Here is a 16,311-nt window from a genome sequence, read left to right on the forward strand (position 1 = left end):
ACTCTCACTGGGGTGAATGGCTCACAAGTACTAACTAGTGAATCGGATCCAAATGACTTTGAAGAACGTTACACCCAACTGTTCAGAGAATCATGGTATAGCACACTTATATTTAATGGATCTGGGATTTCTTGGGTCGCTCCCCCGCGCCCTTCCTATGTACTTTCCTTAGAAGCGAGTCCTACTGTTGGGGGAATGCCTATGGCAGAAACAACAACGATTATTCAAGGGGAGACAACCATGATTCATGCGAATCCAGCGGAGAGATTTGACTTTCTTCGTTGGGAAATAGTATCCGGAACCGGAAGCCGTATTTTAAACCCCACAAATGCAACGACTACTTTTACAATGGGGACTACTGATACAGTTGTACAAGCAGTCTATCAAAAGAAACAAGGGGGAGACATAACGGTTGAATATGTCGATAATGCTCTAAAGGAACTGGCAGAACCAGAAATTATCAGCGGGCTGATTGATGAAGAATATGAGACGAAGGCCAAGGAAATTGAAGGATATTCTTTAACGGAAATACCCAAAAATGCATCAGGACAATTTACCGAAAAGGCCCAGACGGTTACTTATGTATATACTAAAGATACTCTAGATCCTGTGTTACCAGTCGATCCATTGGCACCTGACCAAGAAGTGGATCCGGAAAATCCCCCAGAACTTCCTGAAGACCAAGGAGCACTCAGTATTGATTTTGCGTCACATTTTTCGTTTGGAACCCAAGGCATTTCTGCACAGACCAAGTGCTATTATGCCCAACCGCAACGCTTGTTGAATCTGGACGGCACCGTCAATGACGCCGAAGAACGACCAAATTATATCCAAGTCAGTGATCGTCGCCCAGAAGAAGAGCGCCACGGCTGGCAATTAGCAGTTACACAAAATAGTCAGTTTATGGATTCTCAAAACAATCAACTTAGAGGCGCACGTTTGTTGCTTAATAACCAACAATTTGCGTCTGTCCAAGAATCCAGCGAACCGATGCTACAAAATCAAGACGGCGTGGTCTTGATCCCAGAAGAAAAGACGCCCCTTGTGCGCGCACAAGACGGCCAAGGCTCAGGCACGTGGGTCTATCGTTTTGGTGATCGAGAAAGTGCAGGAGAAAGTGTTGCCCTTGAGGTGCCGCCAACGGCGGATCCAAGAACAACCACCTATCAAACGACCCTCACCTGGGAATTAAGTGCTGTCCCCGACAATTAGCCGAAAAAGAAAAGGGCCGCGGCTCTTTTCTTTTTCTTCACAGAAAGGAAAGAAAAAACGATGCAGACGTTATTTCATCAGTTGGTCTTTACGGCCAAAACCAAGCGTTGGTTGACTTTGTTGGAGGTATTGGAAGAAAAAGAACACGTCCTAGCCCAGACTCTGATCGATCAGACCGGCTTCGGGCGGCGAACGATCATGGAAGACATGCGCGCAGTCAAAACTTATTTTGGCAAGACGATCCAATTGGTCGGCAATGAAAAAGGCTATCACTTCGCTTTTTTTGACCCAAAGAGGTATTATGAAAAGAAACAAGAGCTGTTGGAGGAAGAGAAGCTGTTTTTGTTTGTCGATCAGCTAGCTGCAGGAAAATGTTTGGACAACCAACAATGGACGACGTTTCTCGGGGTTTCGAGTTCGGGCTTTCAACGGATGAAACGACAACTCCAAACCCTTTTAAAGCAACAGTATGGACTACAGCTAGTCGCTAAAACAAATCTGCTTCGTGGCCAAGAAGCCAGTATTCGGCAGTTTTTTTATGATTTTTATTTCACGCTGCCTTTATATCCAACCGAGCTTCAAGAACACATTCGACACCTCCATCAGGAAAAAGCGATGGTGCAAGTAGGCCAGTGGCAGCTGGATCCAACAGTCGTCAATCAATGGCTGAAACTAATCAACGTGCGTGTCGAGCAAGGCTATTGCTTGCCGGATCAAGGCAAACACAAAGACTTGCAAGCGACCCTCGTGCAGGCACTGGACCAACAAGTGAACGTGGCACTGCCGGCACCAGAAAAAGCAGCGTTGTTTTTGCTTGCTTTAGACGAACGTCAGTTTTTGAACCCGTTGACACAAAAAGCATTTATTCAAGCCTTCTCACCGACAAAAGAACCACACCTTCTCGTCCGTGAGACCGAAGGTCTGACCTATCGTCTGTTTGAGACGCTGCTTTTTTTGATGGAGACGTTTTTCCAATTGCCGCTGCTTGAAGAAGAAGTGCCCGAAAGTCGCAAGAAGGACGTACTGCTAGCGGCGCTCATGGCCCAGTTTTCGGCGCAGAAAAAGCGATACAGTGAGACCATCGTCCTTTCTTATGATTTGGTTGGTCCTTCCGCCTTGAAGCGTTGGATCAAAACAGAGGTGGAAACTGCGGGGAAAGAAAGAGGCTTTCACTTCGTCGATGCCTCTTTGGTGAATCGACCAGGTGTTCTTCGCCATATCAAGGTAACGAATCAAAACCAACAAATGAGAGCGACTGGGAACATTGAATTGCCACAATTTCCTACAAAAGAAGCGATTCGGTGTATTCTATCCGAGTACTTTTAACGAGTAGACGTGTAGAAGAACAGGAACCAAATGAAAAAGTGAGGGATAGGGATGCGCGAATTGCAAATTTCTTTTATTACGAGTGCCGAGATCCGACGCTGGATGCGGATCTTGACCATTATTGAACGAGAACACGACTTTACGATCGTCGCATTGAGTGAACGATTGACGATCTCCCAGCGAACGATGGTCAAAGATATCCAAGCGATCAAAAGCCATTTTGGTGAGACCATCGAATTGCGTTCACTTCATAGCGGCTTTCATTTTGATGAACGTGATCGAGTAAGGTACCAAGAAAAAAAAGAAGCGCTATTAGAAAACGAAGTTCTGTTTGAGATCATTGGTACGATTTTTTACGGTGAACCCGTGGCACTGGCCGAGTTAGCCCACCAACACAGCTATGCCGAAAGTACCCTGCGGCGGTTTTTGGTAAGAGTCGTACCGATCGTAGCCGAGTATGGGTTGACATTGACCTTAAACCCTGTCAATTTGGTAGGAGACGAAGCCAACATCCGAAAGTTCTTTTTTGACTTTTACTATAGCAGTGAACAGACCCCCTTTACGATTCGTCCGCCCGAAGGGCTGCATGCATTGATTCTAAACGAATTGTCCGGCAAATTAGGAACCTATGAATTGGGGACAGGGACGACCGTGTCTGCCTTTTATTACCATCTGTATATCACGATGGTTCGCGTCAATCAAAACCAGTTTGTTTCCTTGCCGGAGTGGTTGAAGACCATCGATTATCAAGAAAAGGATTTTCAGCTGCTGTATTCTCTACAAGCAAGGATCCATCAGGAATACGAAATCTATTTACCCAAAGAAGAGTTTTCATGGGTTCATTTATCGGTCATTGTCAAACGAACGATCCATCGGGTAGATCATGAACGTGTATTTAGCCAGCACTTCAACTGCTGGGAAGGGCTTGAGCAAGTCACGTCAGATTATTTAGCCGATCCGTTTTTTGCACAATGGGATACCGACACCTTAAGCTATTTTATGACATCGTTTTTTGTCTCACGTCTGATCAATGAAGCGTTGAGTCCGGTATTGAATAAAGAGTTAGAAGAAGTTCGTGTCATGGTCAAGCAAACCTATGGACAGATCCATGAGATCAATTCCTACTTCTTACAAAAGCATGCACAGACACTTCGCTTTTCAGCAGTGACCTTTGAAGATGTGGCCGTCAGTTTTACGTTATACATGGATATGTTGTTTCATTATTATCAACCAGTCAAACAAGTTTTGTTTTTACTGGAAGGAGATTATTTGGTGGTGCAATCGATTCGCCTGCAAGCCCAAGAACTTTTGAGTGACCACTACAATTTACTCTTTCTTCCACTGCAGGAATTGACGCAAGAACGCCTGAATGATGCACAGATTGATCTGATCGTCACCAATTACCGGCCATACCTTTTGGATTACGCAATGGAAACCGAGTATATTTTAATGAATAGTATTCCGACGGCGCAAGACTGGACACGGGTCAAACACCAGTTGAATCCATTGATCGACCGGATCGTTTTTTAAAAGAAAGAAGGAAAAAGAACTATGGCGGTATTTACTACCCAAGAAGCCTATCTTCAAGGGTTTCAAATGACCTTGGAAGAAGCAAAAGAACAAGAAAGCCCAGTCCTGAAGGACTATATCCAGTGCCAAACGAACCGATTAGAGTCGTTAGTCGCACAAATCTCCAAAGAAAATTTCTGGCAAGTCTTACCCGAAATCTTAGGGATCGATGCAAGGCTGGGGATTGTCTCAGAATTGATTGTTTTTGATGATTTTTCAAATGAGGATATTGTTCGAATGGTAGAAACAGATTATCCTACCTATTTCAAAGAATTATGTGGGTATGATCTCAGTATGGAACCAAAACATTCTATAATTTTCAATGTTTTATGATTTATCCGCTCACGGCTAATCCTAATCGCTAGTAAGAAAAATAAGCAGAGTGATCAGAAAAAATTATTATTTCTGATCACTCTTTTTAATAAATAATATTCAACACCCGAATTAATTCTCAGCGTTCACTACTCACACGAAACAACAATGTCGTTGAATATATAATTTGGAGTCTTCTAATGAGATCTTTTTTGGGTCAGAAACTTAAAAGTTTTTGATCCCTTTTTTATTCCTCATTTCATAGCTCTTTCGGTGGCTCAATTAATTAGGTCAGAAAGTTACTCTCTTTCGGGGACAACAGAGTATACATTGTTGGCCCATTTTTTTTAATCAAATTTATAAATAGTTGATAGCGGCCATTTAGATTGTGCAAAAAGATTTTTCGAATTATAAAACATTCATGATGAATTATTTTGAGAAAGAGTGTTCAGAAAATGACGATTTTCTGGACGCTCTTTTTAGATACCATACTTAATAAGTATTGCTCTGTTTTTGTGTTCATAAACTCGTAACTAAATCATTGTTCAATTAAAATTTAGATTTATGAGTATTAGGCCAAATATTGTATGTGGACAGAAACTTAAAAGTTTTTGATCCTTCTTTTTTTGCAATTTGCATGATTTATTGGATCGTTGTAGTAGTCTGGAAACATTCCTTTTTTCTAGTGGAGCTCGCTTTACTTCTTCTCTATTTTATGTCCGTTTTTCTAAATTTGCATGTCGAAGTGAAAATTTCGATTATTCATTTAATAAAGAATCTTGTAATCTAGGAGATGCAAGAAAGGTGTTCCATTGAACCTTAATTGTTTATTCTCGTTTACTAAAAACCTTCGTTTTTGGTTTTGCAGAAAAAAAGGCATTCGAACAGGTCGAATGCCAAAATAAATGTTGTTAAATTAGGGTTTCTTAGATTTGACAGACATACGCAATGATCAATCTAAAAAACGAAGATTTTTGAGACGACTATTTAAAGGAGGAGGGAAGATGCATAAAACGGTTGGACGTTTGATTGGGATGCTCGCAGTGCTTTTGGCACTTCAATTTCCATTGTCCGTCTATGGTACACAGGTCCAATCCGTCGAGTCAGAAGGATCTGTTGGATTTACCGGGGCGTACAAACCGATCGGCCCGCCCGATCCACCCCCAAGCACTAGTCCGCCAAAACCAGGCGGCTCGTTACCACAAACGAATATGACCGAAGGGTCATTTGCCGGTTGGGTCGGCAGCTTCTTAGTGACCGGTGTTTTAGTGGTCGTAGAGGGCAAAAGAAGAAAAGTAACACAAAAAACTATCAATTGAGAGAAAGCTGGAATAAAGAATGAAATTTATCCGTTTAGCAACTGTAGCTGCATTATCAACAACGATCTTTGCCGGAGGCCTACAAGCCTTCGCCGAAGAAGCTGATCAAGAGAAGGAAACACAAGAAGTTCGCAAAACAACCACTGAGGGTCAAATCACCTTCACGCCAGGAAATGATGACACAGTCGTTGATCCTGGACCGGATGGCCCTGAGGTAACTATTCCGCCAGTCACTGGTCCTGATGGGCAAAACAAAGGACCTTTAACAATCGCAACTGTGCCAACAATGAACTTCGGTTCACAAATTATCTCAACTACAGATGAACATTACAATATGGTCGCTGAAAGACAACAAAAAACAGGAACAACCGGTGAAGAAAATAAGGTTCCTTATGTAAGTTTGGCACAAGTCCAAGACACCCGCGGTACCAATGAAGGATGGGAATTAAGTGTAAGTTTAACAGAATTCCAAGCACCTACGGATACATTAAACAAGGTATTAAAAGGCGCAAAAATCACGTTATTCGATCCGGCCCTACGCTACAGTATCGATGATGCAGCTCAAGCACCGAGCATTCACGCAAGTGGATTGGAATTGATTCCCAATAATGATGCCGTACCGATTATGACGGCAGCTAACCAAAAAGGTGCTGGTACCTCGACGGCTGTTTGGGGAGATCATGATGCGATTGCAAAACAAGTAGAAGATGGCGCAGCTGTTGTAGAGAATGAAGCGATTCAATTATTCGTTCCTGGTTCGACTGCTAAAGATGCGGTAACGTATACATCTACCTTGACATGGGAATTAGAACTAACACCTGAAAATGCCCTTTAAGAAGTAACAATTTCCATGTTCCATTAGTCACTAGCAGCGTTACAGATCTCTGTGGCGCTGCTTTTTTTAGAAAGGATAAAAAAAAATGAGACACAAACAAATTACGCAAAGCGGGCTGTGGCTCCTAGCGATACTTTTCCTTTTCTTGCCCATTTCAGCCCAAGCTGAAGAGACGGCCTTAAATACACATGTCACCCCGCTTTTCCCCGAAAGTCAAGTCGATGAAAGCAACGGGTATTATGAGCTATTACTCGCTCCTGGTCAAAAAGAGACCTTGCAGCTGAAAGTCGGTAATTCCAGTTCAGAACCAATCAATGTCCAGGTTACACCGCATACGGCGTATACCAATACTTTGGGAAATGTCGAGTATGGCAAAGATGCCGAAGAAGCAGATCCAACCTTGGTTCACTCCTTGGATGAGCTGATGACTCCTTCGGAGGTCATTACACTCGCAGGAAAAGAAACAAAGGTCATAGACATTCCTTTACAGATGCCTAAAGACGCCTTTGAAGGGTATTTAGCTGGTGGTTTACGAATCACCGAAGTGAAAGAAGAGGAAGAAAGTGAAGCCCCAGAAGGAGAAGGGGTCGCGATCAAGAATGAATTTGCCCATGTGGTAGGTGTGGTCGTCAGTAATACCCTAGACTCGGTGCAACCGGAGTTGGAACTATTAGATGTGTTTGCGGATCAATTGAACTATCGCAATGTGATCAGTGCCACGCTACAAAACTTTACACCAGCTTTTGTGAATCGCTTGGAAGTGGAGGCGACGGTCAAACGTGCAGGAGAAAACGATGTTTTATATGAGGCCAGTAAAGAAATGATGCAGATGGCGCCCAATTCGAATTTCAACTTTCCGATTCCGTTAGAAGGAGATCGTTTTCGTAGCGGGAACTACGTGTTAGAACTAACAGCAAAGTCAGGAGACAATGAATGGTCTTGGACACGTGAATTTACGATTGAGGCAGACGATGCCCGCAAGTTGAACCGGGAAGATGTGATGATCGATAATCGTCCGAATTGGTGGGTTATTGGTTCAATCGTCTTGATTATTGTTTTACTTGGCACCATTTTATATCTACTGATTCAAAAAAAGAAAGCAAAAGAAAAAGAGCAAGAGCAGTAAGAAGGAGGAGATGAAATGGCCACGAGATTCAGACGACCGATTCTTGTATTAGGGACGACCATTTTGGTCATGCAAGCCGTATTCATGCCTGTCGGCATGGTCTACGCAGAGACAACGATGGACACTGAGGAACAAGAACTAATGGAACTACCACCAATGAAAAACTATCTGGAGGAAGAACAGGTTAGTGATCCGCGCTTTTTCTTTACTCGTTCTCGGATGCAAGGAACGGTAGAAGAACCCCTTCAAGTGACATTCTTTTCTGATCAAGAAGTATCCGAAGCACGAGTATTCTTACCAGAAGAAGCAACGCTTCTGAAAGATCAATTACCAAAAGGGATTTCAGTTGAGGAAGGAGAGCGGCCTCTTGAATGGATTGTTCAGTCAAAACGTGCGCAAAATACATTTGTCCTTCCTTTAGTAGTTGAAAAAGCGGGAAGCTATGAACTGTTGGTGGAAGAAACGACGGCTCAGCTAGAAATTAGTGAGCAAGAAGAGACTAGTGAGGAAGTCCCAGTCGAAGAGACGGAATCGCTCAAGGATGATACAGCTGGACAAGAGGAAATAGAAGAAGATCAAAAGAATGAACAATCGGTAGACGAAGCACGTGAACCTGTATCCAAAGATCCGCAGGAACAACAAATAGATAAGGAAGAGACCGATGAGAGGTCACAAGTGGTCGAACCGACCGTTTTTGATGGAGAGCCAGCAGAAGTCACTACGATGGCAGAATTCAGAAAAGCAGTTGCCAATCCTGATATTGGGATCATTTCTATTCAAGCCAATTTGACAGAGGCTACCGCAAACGTACTAACTGTGGATCGTCCGTTGCTTATCCAAGGAAACGGGTATACATTGACTTTTGGTATCAATGGATTTTACTTTCAACTAGAAGAAGTAACCCAAGCAAGTACCGTTCGAATTGAAAATGTGACACTGACAAAAATTGGTGTTACACCATTAATCAACGCAACGGTAGAAAGCAGTAAAAATTGGACTGTTGAATTAGAAGACATTACCGAAGTGAATGCGAATAGCATGCGATTAGCCTCTCTTCCTGAAGGAAGTATTCATTTTACAGGTGGTGTATCAAACTTTACACGTACAACTTCTGGACAAACTTTCATCGAAGCAAAAGAAGTTGTAGCAACAAACCAAGCAGAAGTCACTATTAGTCGAGGGAATGCGACCGTCTTCTTTTCTTCTACTACAGTGGCGAATCCAAAGCTCGCAGTAGAACAGGGGGCAAAAGTTACAATCGCAACTACCGCTGGAGTATCCAATACGATTGATCTAAGAGGAGATAATCCCGAAATAGCTCTTCAAAACGGAGACGTATTAGTAAATACAATAGGATCAGGATCAGCTTCTGCAACAACCCCAACAAACACAAGCAACAACGCGGTCGTCCTTTCTGGCAAATCCCCCAACATTACTGTTCATCAAGGCAGTTTATTTACAGTTAGAACCACGTTGACAAAAAGAGGAATTCATTTAGTTGGAGACAATGCGCAGCTAGAGGTTAATAACGCTACTCTATCTGTTGTCTCTGCGACACGAGCAGCGTTAAATATTGCTGGAGAATCACCGAAACTAATTCTTGAATCATCAAGGGTAAATATTACAAGTACTTCTGGTCAACGAATCAACTTGATTGGTTCAAAGCCAGTTTTAAAAATAGAAAATAGCCAACTAGATATGAAAGCGACAACCGGACGAGGGATTTATTTGCAAGGGGAGACGCCACAAGTGCTCATGGAAAATAGTCAGATACTTATGACTGATACTGATGCTTCGCAAGGGATGATCTTACAAGGAACAGATGCATTGCTTTCATTGAGTAATAAGAGTGAATTGGCAATTACAGGTGCAGGAACTGGAACGTTAGAAAATATCCAAATTGGGAATAACAATGCACGCCCGGAACTTTCAGTCACCGGAGAATCTAAGCTTTCTGTCACAACAACCAGTGGAACAGGTGCTGCGACAGATACGACAAATAACGCCATTCATTTACGAGGGACTACACCTAAGCTCAATATTCAGGATGCTACTTTAGATGTCAATATAGTTTCTGGAGCAAAAAGAGGTCTTTTTGTAAATGGTTTGTCTGCTGATATTTTATTTGTTGATAGTTCGATTATTTCAAGCAGTGCTATTAATGCATATGCAGTACAGAGTAGGGCGTCGAATACTGGTTCTGCATTAATTAAAAACACTAAAGTTACTATTCCCAGTGGGAATTTTGCTGTTATGACTGGTGAAACTTTAGAAATAAACAATTCTGAAATCAATTCAGCTAGATTTTTTCATCATGCTTTGAATGTAGTAATAAAGAATAATTCTTATGTAAAACTTCACCATGATGGCAGCAAATCTAATTTAACTACAACCGGTAGTCCTTTAGAGGGAGTCTTGGGAGCTGACAGAAATGGGCAAACATTTACTATCTCATCAGGGGCTATAGTAGATATAAAGCGAACGGATGGATCTGCTAGAAATGGATTTAGAATGGGATTAGGCAATTCAACAGTTTCTGTAGAACAGGGTGGAAAGCTCTATATAGATAATTTAGGAAACGGTACACCTAACAATAGTCAGGATGGTGCTCCAAATGCAGGAGTATCATTTAGAAATGGAGACAACAATAAATTTATTGTAAAGGACCCGGGATCTGAAGTATCAATTATTGCAAAAAATGGTGCTGCTATAACAAATTCTTGGTCTAGTACAAAATTTTCTATGGATTTAGAAGTACGCAATGGAGGTTATTTCTCAGCTATTAGCAACACTGCCACAACAGATTCGGGTACATTTAATGTTTCTACTCTGACTGTAAATTTCGATAATCCATTATTCTTAGACTTTAGGAATTTACAATCAAATGGTGGAGTTGTCTTTTCGACTAATAGTTCTTCCACATTAGCTGCTTCAAACAGTGATTTAGGTTTATGGCAAAGATTAAGTGATTTAGATTCCGACCCCACTTTTAATTTTCGGAATTTAGATTATTCATTTTCAGGTACAAATCTTTCTACATTGGTTAGCACAAGTAGCCCGGAAGAACTGAACACATCAGTTATTGGAACAAGCGGTCTTTCTCAGTTCAGTAGACTGTCTTCAAATAATGGTCGATGGGCAATCGCAGATGAATTGAGAGTCCCAACCAACGCGGATAAGAAAATTCACGGGCGAGTTAGTCTTCCAGTAGGTCTAGATGATAGTCGTCCTGCTTGGGGTGATGAAGCAATTGTTACCGTAGAAGTAGAATCACCATTGGGAGAAACGACACAAGAATATACGGCCAAAACGGTTGGTGATACAAATGAATCGCCAGGGATCAGTATTTATGGTGAAGAGCCGCGTGGAGGACTCTTTGAAATCGCATTAGATGAACCGCTAGAAGCCGGATCGAAAGTTCGAATCAGTAAAGTTGAACTAACCAGTGGCGAGCTTACGGATGGTTTCGAACACCAGATTTTAACAGAAACAGTTGAGGTTTTTCCAATCATCCCACCAACACCGCCACAATTTTCTTCGTCAATCATTGGTGAAAATGCCAAGATTATCCAAGGAACTTCAGAAAATAAAGAAGTTGAAGTGATCGCAACACATAATGGACAACTTTTTGATACATCGGAAGTTACAGTCAACGATGACGGGAAATTTTCACTTGATTTAAGTAAACTTTCACTAAAAGAAGAGGATGAAATTCAAATCTTTTTACGGGATAATGCAGGATCTGCCAAAGCCGCAGAGGTCGTTGCTCCACCTGAAACAAATAATGACCGCGGAAATATCAATCCGGCAACCGAATTGATATTCCATGATGTGACATTTGAATCGGCGACTATTTTAACAGTTGGGGATATTGGTTTTGTTTCTCCAGTCGATCCGATGAATCCTGAAATAGAAGTCACACCCGAGAATCCCCCAGAACTTCCAGAAGATCAAGGGACACTGAGTATTGATTTTGCGTCACGGTTTTCATTTGGAAACCAAGGCATTTCTGCGCAGACCAAGCGCTATTATGCACAACCGCAACGCTTGTTGAATCTGGACGGAACTGTCAATGACGCCGAAGAACGACCAAATTATATCCAAGTCAGTGATCGTCGACCGGAAGAAGAGCGCCACGGTTGGCAATTAGCAGTTACGCAAAACAGTCAATTTATGGATTCTCAAAACAATCAACTTAGAGGCGCACGTTTGTTGCTTAATAACCAACAATTTGCATCTGTCCAAGAATCTAACGAACCGATGCTACAAAACCAAGACGGCGTGGTGTTGATCCCAGAAGAAAAGACGACCCTTGTGCGCGCACGAGACGGCCAAGGTACAGGAACGTGGGTCTATCGTTTTGGTGATCGAGAAAGTGCAGGAGAAAGTGTTGCCCTTGAAGTGCCGCCAACGGCGGATCCAAGAACAACCACCTATCAAACGACCCTCATCTGGGAATTAAGTGCTGTCCCCGACAATTAGCCAAAAAAGAAAAGGGCCACGGCTCTTTTCTTTTTCTTCACAGAAAGGAAAGAAAAAACGATGCAGACGTTATTTCATCAGTTGGTCTTTACGGCCAAAACCAAGCGTTGGTTGACTTTGTTGGAGGTATTGGAAGAAAAAGAACACGTCATAGCCCAGACTCTGATCGATCAGACCGGCTTCGGGCGGCGAACGATCATGGAAGACATGCGCGCAGTCAAAGCTTATTTTGGCAAGACGATCCAATTGGTCGGCAATGAAAAAGGCTATCACTTCGCTTTTTTTGACCCGAAAGGGTATTATGAAAAGAAACAAGCGCTGTTGGAGGAAGAGAAGCTGTTTTTGTTTGTCGATCAGCTAGCTGCAGGGAAACGCTTGGACAACCAACAATGGACGGCGTTTCTCGGGGTTTCGAGTTCGGGCTTTCAACGGATGAAGCGACAACTCCAAACCCTTTTAAAGCAACAGTATGGACTACAGCTGGTCGCTAAAACCAATCTACTTCGTGGCCAAGAAGCCAGTATTCGGCAGTTTTTTTATGATTTTTATTTCACGCTGCCTTTATATCCAACCGTGCTTCAAGAAAACATTCGACACCTCCATCAGGGAAAAACGATGGTTCAAGAAGGCCCGTGGCAGCTGGATCCGACAGTAGTCAATCAATGGTTGAAACTGATCAACGTACGTGTCGAGCAAGGCTATTGCTTGCTGGATCAAGGCACACACAAGGACATACAAGGATCCCTTGTTCAGGCACTGGACCAACAAGTGAACGTGGCACTGCCGGCACCAGAAAAAGCAGCGTTGTTTTTGCTTGCTTTAGACGAACGTCAGTTTTTGAACCCGTTGACGCAAAAAGCATTTATTCAAGCCTTCTCACCGACAAAAGAACCGTACCTTCTCGTGCGTGAGACCGAAGGTCTGACCTATCGCTTGTTTGAGACGCTGCTTTTTTTGATGGAGACGTTTTTCCAATTGCCGCGGCTTGAAGAAGAAGTGCCAGAAAGCCGCAAGAAGGACGTCCTGCTAGCTTCGCTCATGACCCAGTTTTCGGCGCAGAAAAAGCGATACAGTGAGACCATCGTCCTTTCTTATGACTTGGTTGGTCCTTCCGCCTTGAAGCGTTGGATCAAAACAGAGGTGGAAGCTGCGGGGAAAGAAAGAGGCCTTCACTTCGTCGATGCTTCTTTGGTGAATCGATCAGGTGTTCTTCGCCATATCAAGGTAACGAATCAAAACCAACAAATGAGAGTGAATGGGGATATTGAATTGCCACAATTTCCTACTAAAGAAGCGATTCGGTGTATTCTATCCGAGTACTTTTAACGAGTAGACGTGTAGAAGAACAGGAACCAAATGAAAAAGTGAGGAATAGGGATGCGCGAATTGCAAATTTCTTTTATTACGAATGCCGAGATCCGACGCTGGATGCGGATCTTGACCATTATTGAACGAGAACACGACTTTACGATCGTCGCATTGAGTGAACGATTGACGATCTCCCAGCGAACGATGGTCAAAGATATCCAAGCGATCAAAAGCCATTTTGGTGAGACCATCGAATTGCGTTCACTTCATAGCGGCTTTCATTTTGATGAACGTGATCGAGTGAGGTACCAAGAAAAAAAAGAAGCGTTATTAGAAAACGAAGTTCTGTTTGAGATCATTGGTACGATTTTTTACGGTGAACCCGTGGCACTGGCCGAGTTAGCCCACCAATACAGCTATGCCGAAAGTACCCTGCGGCGGTTTTTAGTAAGAGTCGAGCCGATCGTAGCCGAGTATGGGTTGACATTGACTTTAAACCCCGTCAATTTGGTAGGAGACGAAGCCAACATCCGAAAGTTCTTTTTTGACTTTTACTATAGCAGTGAACAGACCCCCTTTACGATTCGTCCGCCCGAAGGGCTGCATGCATTGATTCTAAACGAATTGTCCGGCAAATTAGGAACCTATGAATTGGGGACAGGGACGACCGTGTCTGCCTTTTATTACCATCTGTATATCACGATGGTTCGCGTCAATCAAAACCAGTTTGTTTCCTTGCCGGAGTGGTTGAAGACCATCGATTATCAAGAAAAGGATTTTCAGCTGCTGTATTCTCTACAAGCAAGGATCCATCAGGAATACGAAATCTATTTACCCAAAGAAGAGTTTTCATGGGTTCATTTATCGGTCATTGTCAAACGAACGATCCATCGGGTAGATCATGAACGTGTATTTAGCCAGCACTTCAACTGCTGGGAAGGGCTTGAGCAAGTCACGTCAGATTATTTAGCCGATCCGTTTTTTGCACAATGGGATACCGACACCTTAAGCTATTTTATGACATCGTTTTTTGTCTCACGTCTGATCAATGAAGCGTTGAGTCCGGTATTGAATAAAGAGTTAGAAGAAGTTCGTGTCATGGTCAAGCAAACCTATGGACAGATCCATGAGATCAATTCCTACTTCTTACAAAAGCATGCACAGACACTTCGCTTTTCAGCAGTGACCTTTGAAGATGTGGCCGTCAGTTTTACGTTATACATGGATATGTTGTTTCATTATTATCAACCAGTCAAACAAGTTTTGTTTTTACTGGAAGGAGATTATTTGGTGGTGCAATCGATTCGCCTGCAAGCCCAAGAACTTTTGAGTGACCACTACAATTTACTCTTTCTTCCACTGCAGGAATTGACGCAAGAACGCCTGAATGATGCACAGATTGATCTGATCGTCACCAATTACCGGCCATACCTTTTGGATTACGCAATGGAAACCGAGTATATTTTAATGAATAGTATTCCGACGGCGCAAGACTGGACACGGGTCAAACACCAGTTGAATCCATTGATCGACCGGATCGTTTTTTAAAAGAAAGAAGGAAAAAGAACTATGGCGGTATTTACTACCCAAGAAGCCTATCTTCAAGGGTTTCAAATGACCTTGGAAGAAGCAAAAGAACAAGAAAGCCCAGTCCTGAAGGACTATATCCAGTGCCAAACGAACCGATTAGAGTCGTTAGTCGCACAAATCTCCAAAGAAAATTTCTGGCAAGTCTTACCCGAAATCTTAGGGATCGATGCAAGGCTGGGGATTGTCTCAGAATTGATTGTTTTTGATGATTTTTCAAATGAGGATATTGTTCGAATGGTAGAAACAGATTATCCTACCTATTTCAAAGAATTATGTGGGTATGATCTCAGTATGGAACCAAAACATTCTATAATTTTCAATGTTTTATGATTTATCCGCTCACGGCTAATCCTAATCGCTAGTAAGAAAAGTAAATATCCACCCGTGAAACGGGTGGCTTTTTAACAGCCCTAGAAGGGCTCACCACTCGCTAGCCCCTTAAAAGGGGCTTTTTAAATGACCACCAACCGCTCACAGCCCTATCTCTCTTTAACTATTTAAATGGATCTACATACTCTTGTTTACTTATACTATCTCTTATTCGATCATCTGCTTCTTGTTCTCGAATATATTTTTCGATTGTTTTTTGATTTAACCCAACCGTACTCACGTAGTATCCTTTGGACCAAAAGCTTTTATTCCCATACTTATATTTCAAATTCGCATGTTTTTCATGGATTAAGGTTGCACTTCGTCCTTTTAAGTAGCCCATAAAACTAGAAATACTAATCTTTGGTGGTATTCTTATTAACATATGAATACGGTCAGGCATGGCATGAGCTTCAATGATTTCAACATCCTTCATCTCACACAATTTTCTTAATATCTGACCAATACTTACTCTTAACTTTCCATAAATCACTTTTCGTCGATACTTCGGGGTGAAGACTATGTGATACTTACAATTCCATCTGGTATGTGCTAAACTTTTATCGCTAAAGCTATTTCGTCCACGCGTAGAAACGCGCGGTTTTTTTGTTTCGTACGCTACGCGAACGAAACTGACTAAAGTCATTAATAAGCAGAGTGATCAGAAAAAATTATTATTTCTGATCACTCTTTTTAATAAATAATATTCAACACCCGAATTAATTCTCAGCGTTCACTACTCACACGAAACAACAATGTCGTTGAATATATAATTTGGAGTCTTCTAATGAGATCTTTTTTGGGTCAGAAACTTAAAAGTTTCTGACCTTTTTTCTATAAATGTGATTCGCTACTCAATACCT

11 protein-coding genes and 1 pseudogene are annotated in these 16,311 nt (G+C 42.3%); 11 read left to right on the top strand and 1 reads right to left on the bottom strand.

The annotated features are described in order from the left end of the window. The 11 genes from IGI89_RS16215 to IGI89_RS16265 all read left to right on the top strand — a co-directional run. Positions 1 to 1,212 (top strand): WxL domain-containing protein (locus IGI89_RS16215; RefSeq protein WP_438735858.1); only part of this gene is annotated, 1,212 nt, incomplete at its 5' end. A 60-nt stretch (positions 1,213 to 1,272) separates the two neighbouring features. Continuing rightward, entirely contained in the window at positions 1,273 to 2,538 is a 1,266-nt protein-coding gene (locus IGI89_RS16220; RefSeq protein WP_429972582.1) for a helix-turn-helix domain-containing protein, read from the top strand. Positions 2,539 to 2,589: 51 nt separating this feature from the next. After that, positions 2,590 to 4,068: a helix-turn-helix domain-containing protein gene (locus IGI89_RS16225; protein ID WP_438735859.1), complete on the top strand. Its 1,479-nt coding sequence runs from the start codon at positions 2,590 to 2,592 to the stop codon at positions 4,066 to 4,068. A 21-nt stretch (positions 4,069 to 4,089) separates the two neighbouring features. Further along, on the top strand, positions 4,090 to 4,440 hold the full coding sequence (locus IGI89_RS16230; protein WP_271772431.1) for a DUF7006 family protein: 351 nt from the start codon (positions 4,090 to 4,092) through the stop codon (positions 4,438 to 4,440). Positions 4,441 to 5,423: 983 nt separating this feature from the next. Further along, a complete protein-coding gene (locus IGI89_RS16235) occupies positions 5,424 to 5,738 on the top strand; it encodes an LPXTG cell wall anchor domain-containing protein (RefSeq protein ID WP_438735860.1) in 315 nt (104 codons plus the stop codon). Between the two features lie 19 nt (positions 5,739 to 5,757). Continuing rightward, positions 5,758 to 6,573: a WxL domain-containing protein gene (locus IGI89_RS16240; RefSeq protein WP_438735861.1), complete on the top strand. Its 816-nt coding sequence runs from the start codon at positions 5,758 to 5,760 to the stop codon at positions 6,571 to 6,573. Between the two features lie 85 nt (positions 6,574 to 6,658). Beyond that, positions 6,659 to 7,699 (top strand): DUF916 and DUF3324 domain-containing protein, encoded by a 1,041-nt coding sequence (locus IGI89_RS16245; protein WP_438735862.1) that lies wholly within the window; start codon positions 6,659 to 6,661, stop codon positions 7,697 to 7,699. A 15-nt stretch (positions 7,700 to 7,714) separates the two neighbouring features. Further along, entirely contained in the window at positions 7,715 to 12,181 is a 4,467-nt protein-coding gene (locus tag IGI89_RS16250; RefSeq protein WP_438735863.1) for a WxL domain-containing protein, read from the top strand. 60 nt (positions 12,182 to 12,241) lie between these two features. After that, positions 12,242 to 13,507 (top strand): helix-turn-helix domain-containing protein, encoded by a 1,266-nt coding sequence (locus tag IGI89_RS16255; protein WP_438735864.1) that lies wholly within the window; start codon positions 12,242 to 12,244, stop codon positions 13,505 to 13,507. 51 nt (positions 13,508 to 13,558) lie between these two features. Continuing rightward, positions 13,559 to 15,037 carry a helix-turn-helix domain-containing protein gene (locus IGI89_RS16260; protein ID WP_438735865.1) on the top strand — a complete coding sequence of 493 codons (1,479 nt, stop codon included), beginning with the start codon at positions 13,559 to 13,561 and terminating at the stop codon, positions 15,035 to 15,037. A gap of 21 nt (positions 15,038 to 15,058) precedes the next feature. Continuing rightward, positions 15,059 to 15,409 carry a DUF7006 family protein gene (locus IGI89_RS16265; RefSeq protein ID WP_271772431.1) on the top strand — a complete coding sequence of 117 codons (351 nt, stop codon included), beginning with the start codon at positions 15,059 to 15,061 and terminating at the stop codon, positions 15,407 to 15,409. A 163-nt stretch (positions 15,410 to 15,572) separates the two neighbouring features. On the opposite strand, the pseudogene tnpA reads toward IGI89_RS16265, so the two are convergent. Beyond that, positions 15,573 to 16,013, bottom strand: a pseudogene (gene tnpA / locus IGI89_RS16270) (IS200/IS605 family transposase); the annotation flags it as partial. Between the last annotated feature and the right edge of the window lie 298 nt (positions 16,014 to 16,311).

The sequence above is a fragment of the Enterococcus sp. AZ141 genome, assembly GCF_051714385.1.
Taxonomy (GTDB): domain Bacteria; phylum Bacillota; class Bacilli; order Lactobacillales; family Enterococcaceae; genus Enterococcus_D; species Enterococcus_D entomosocium.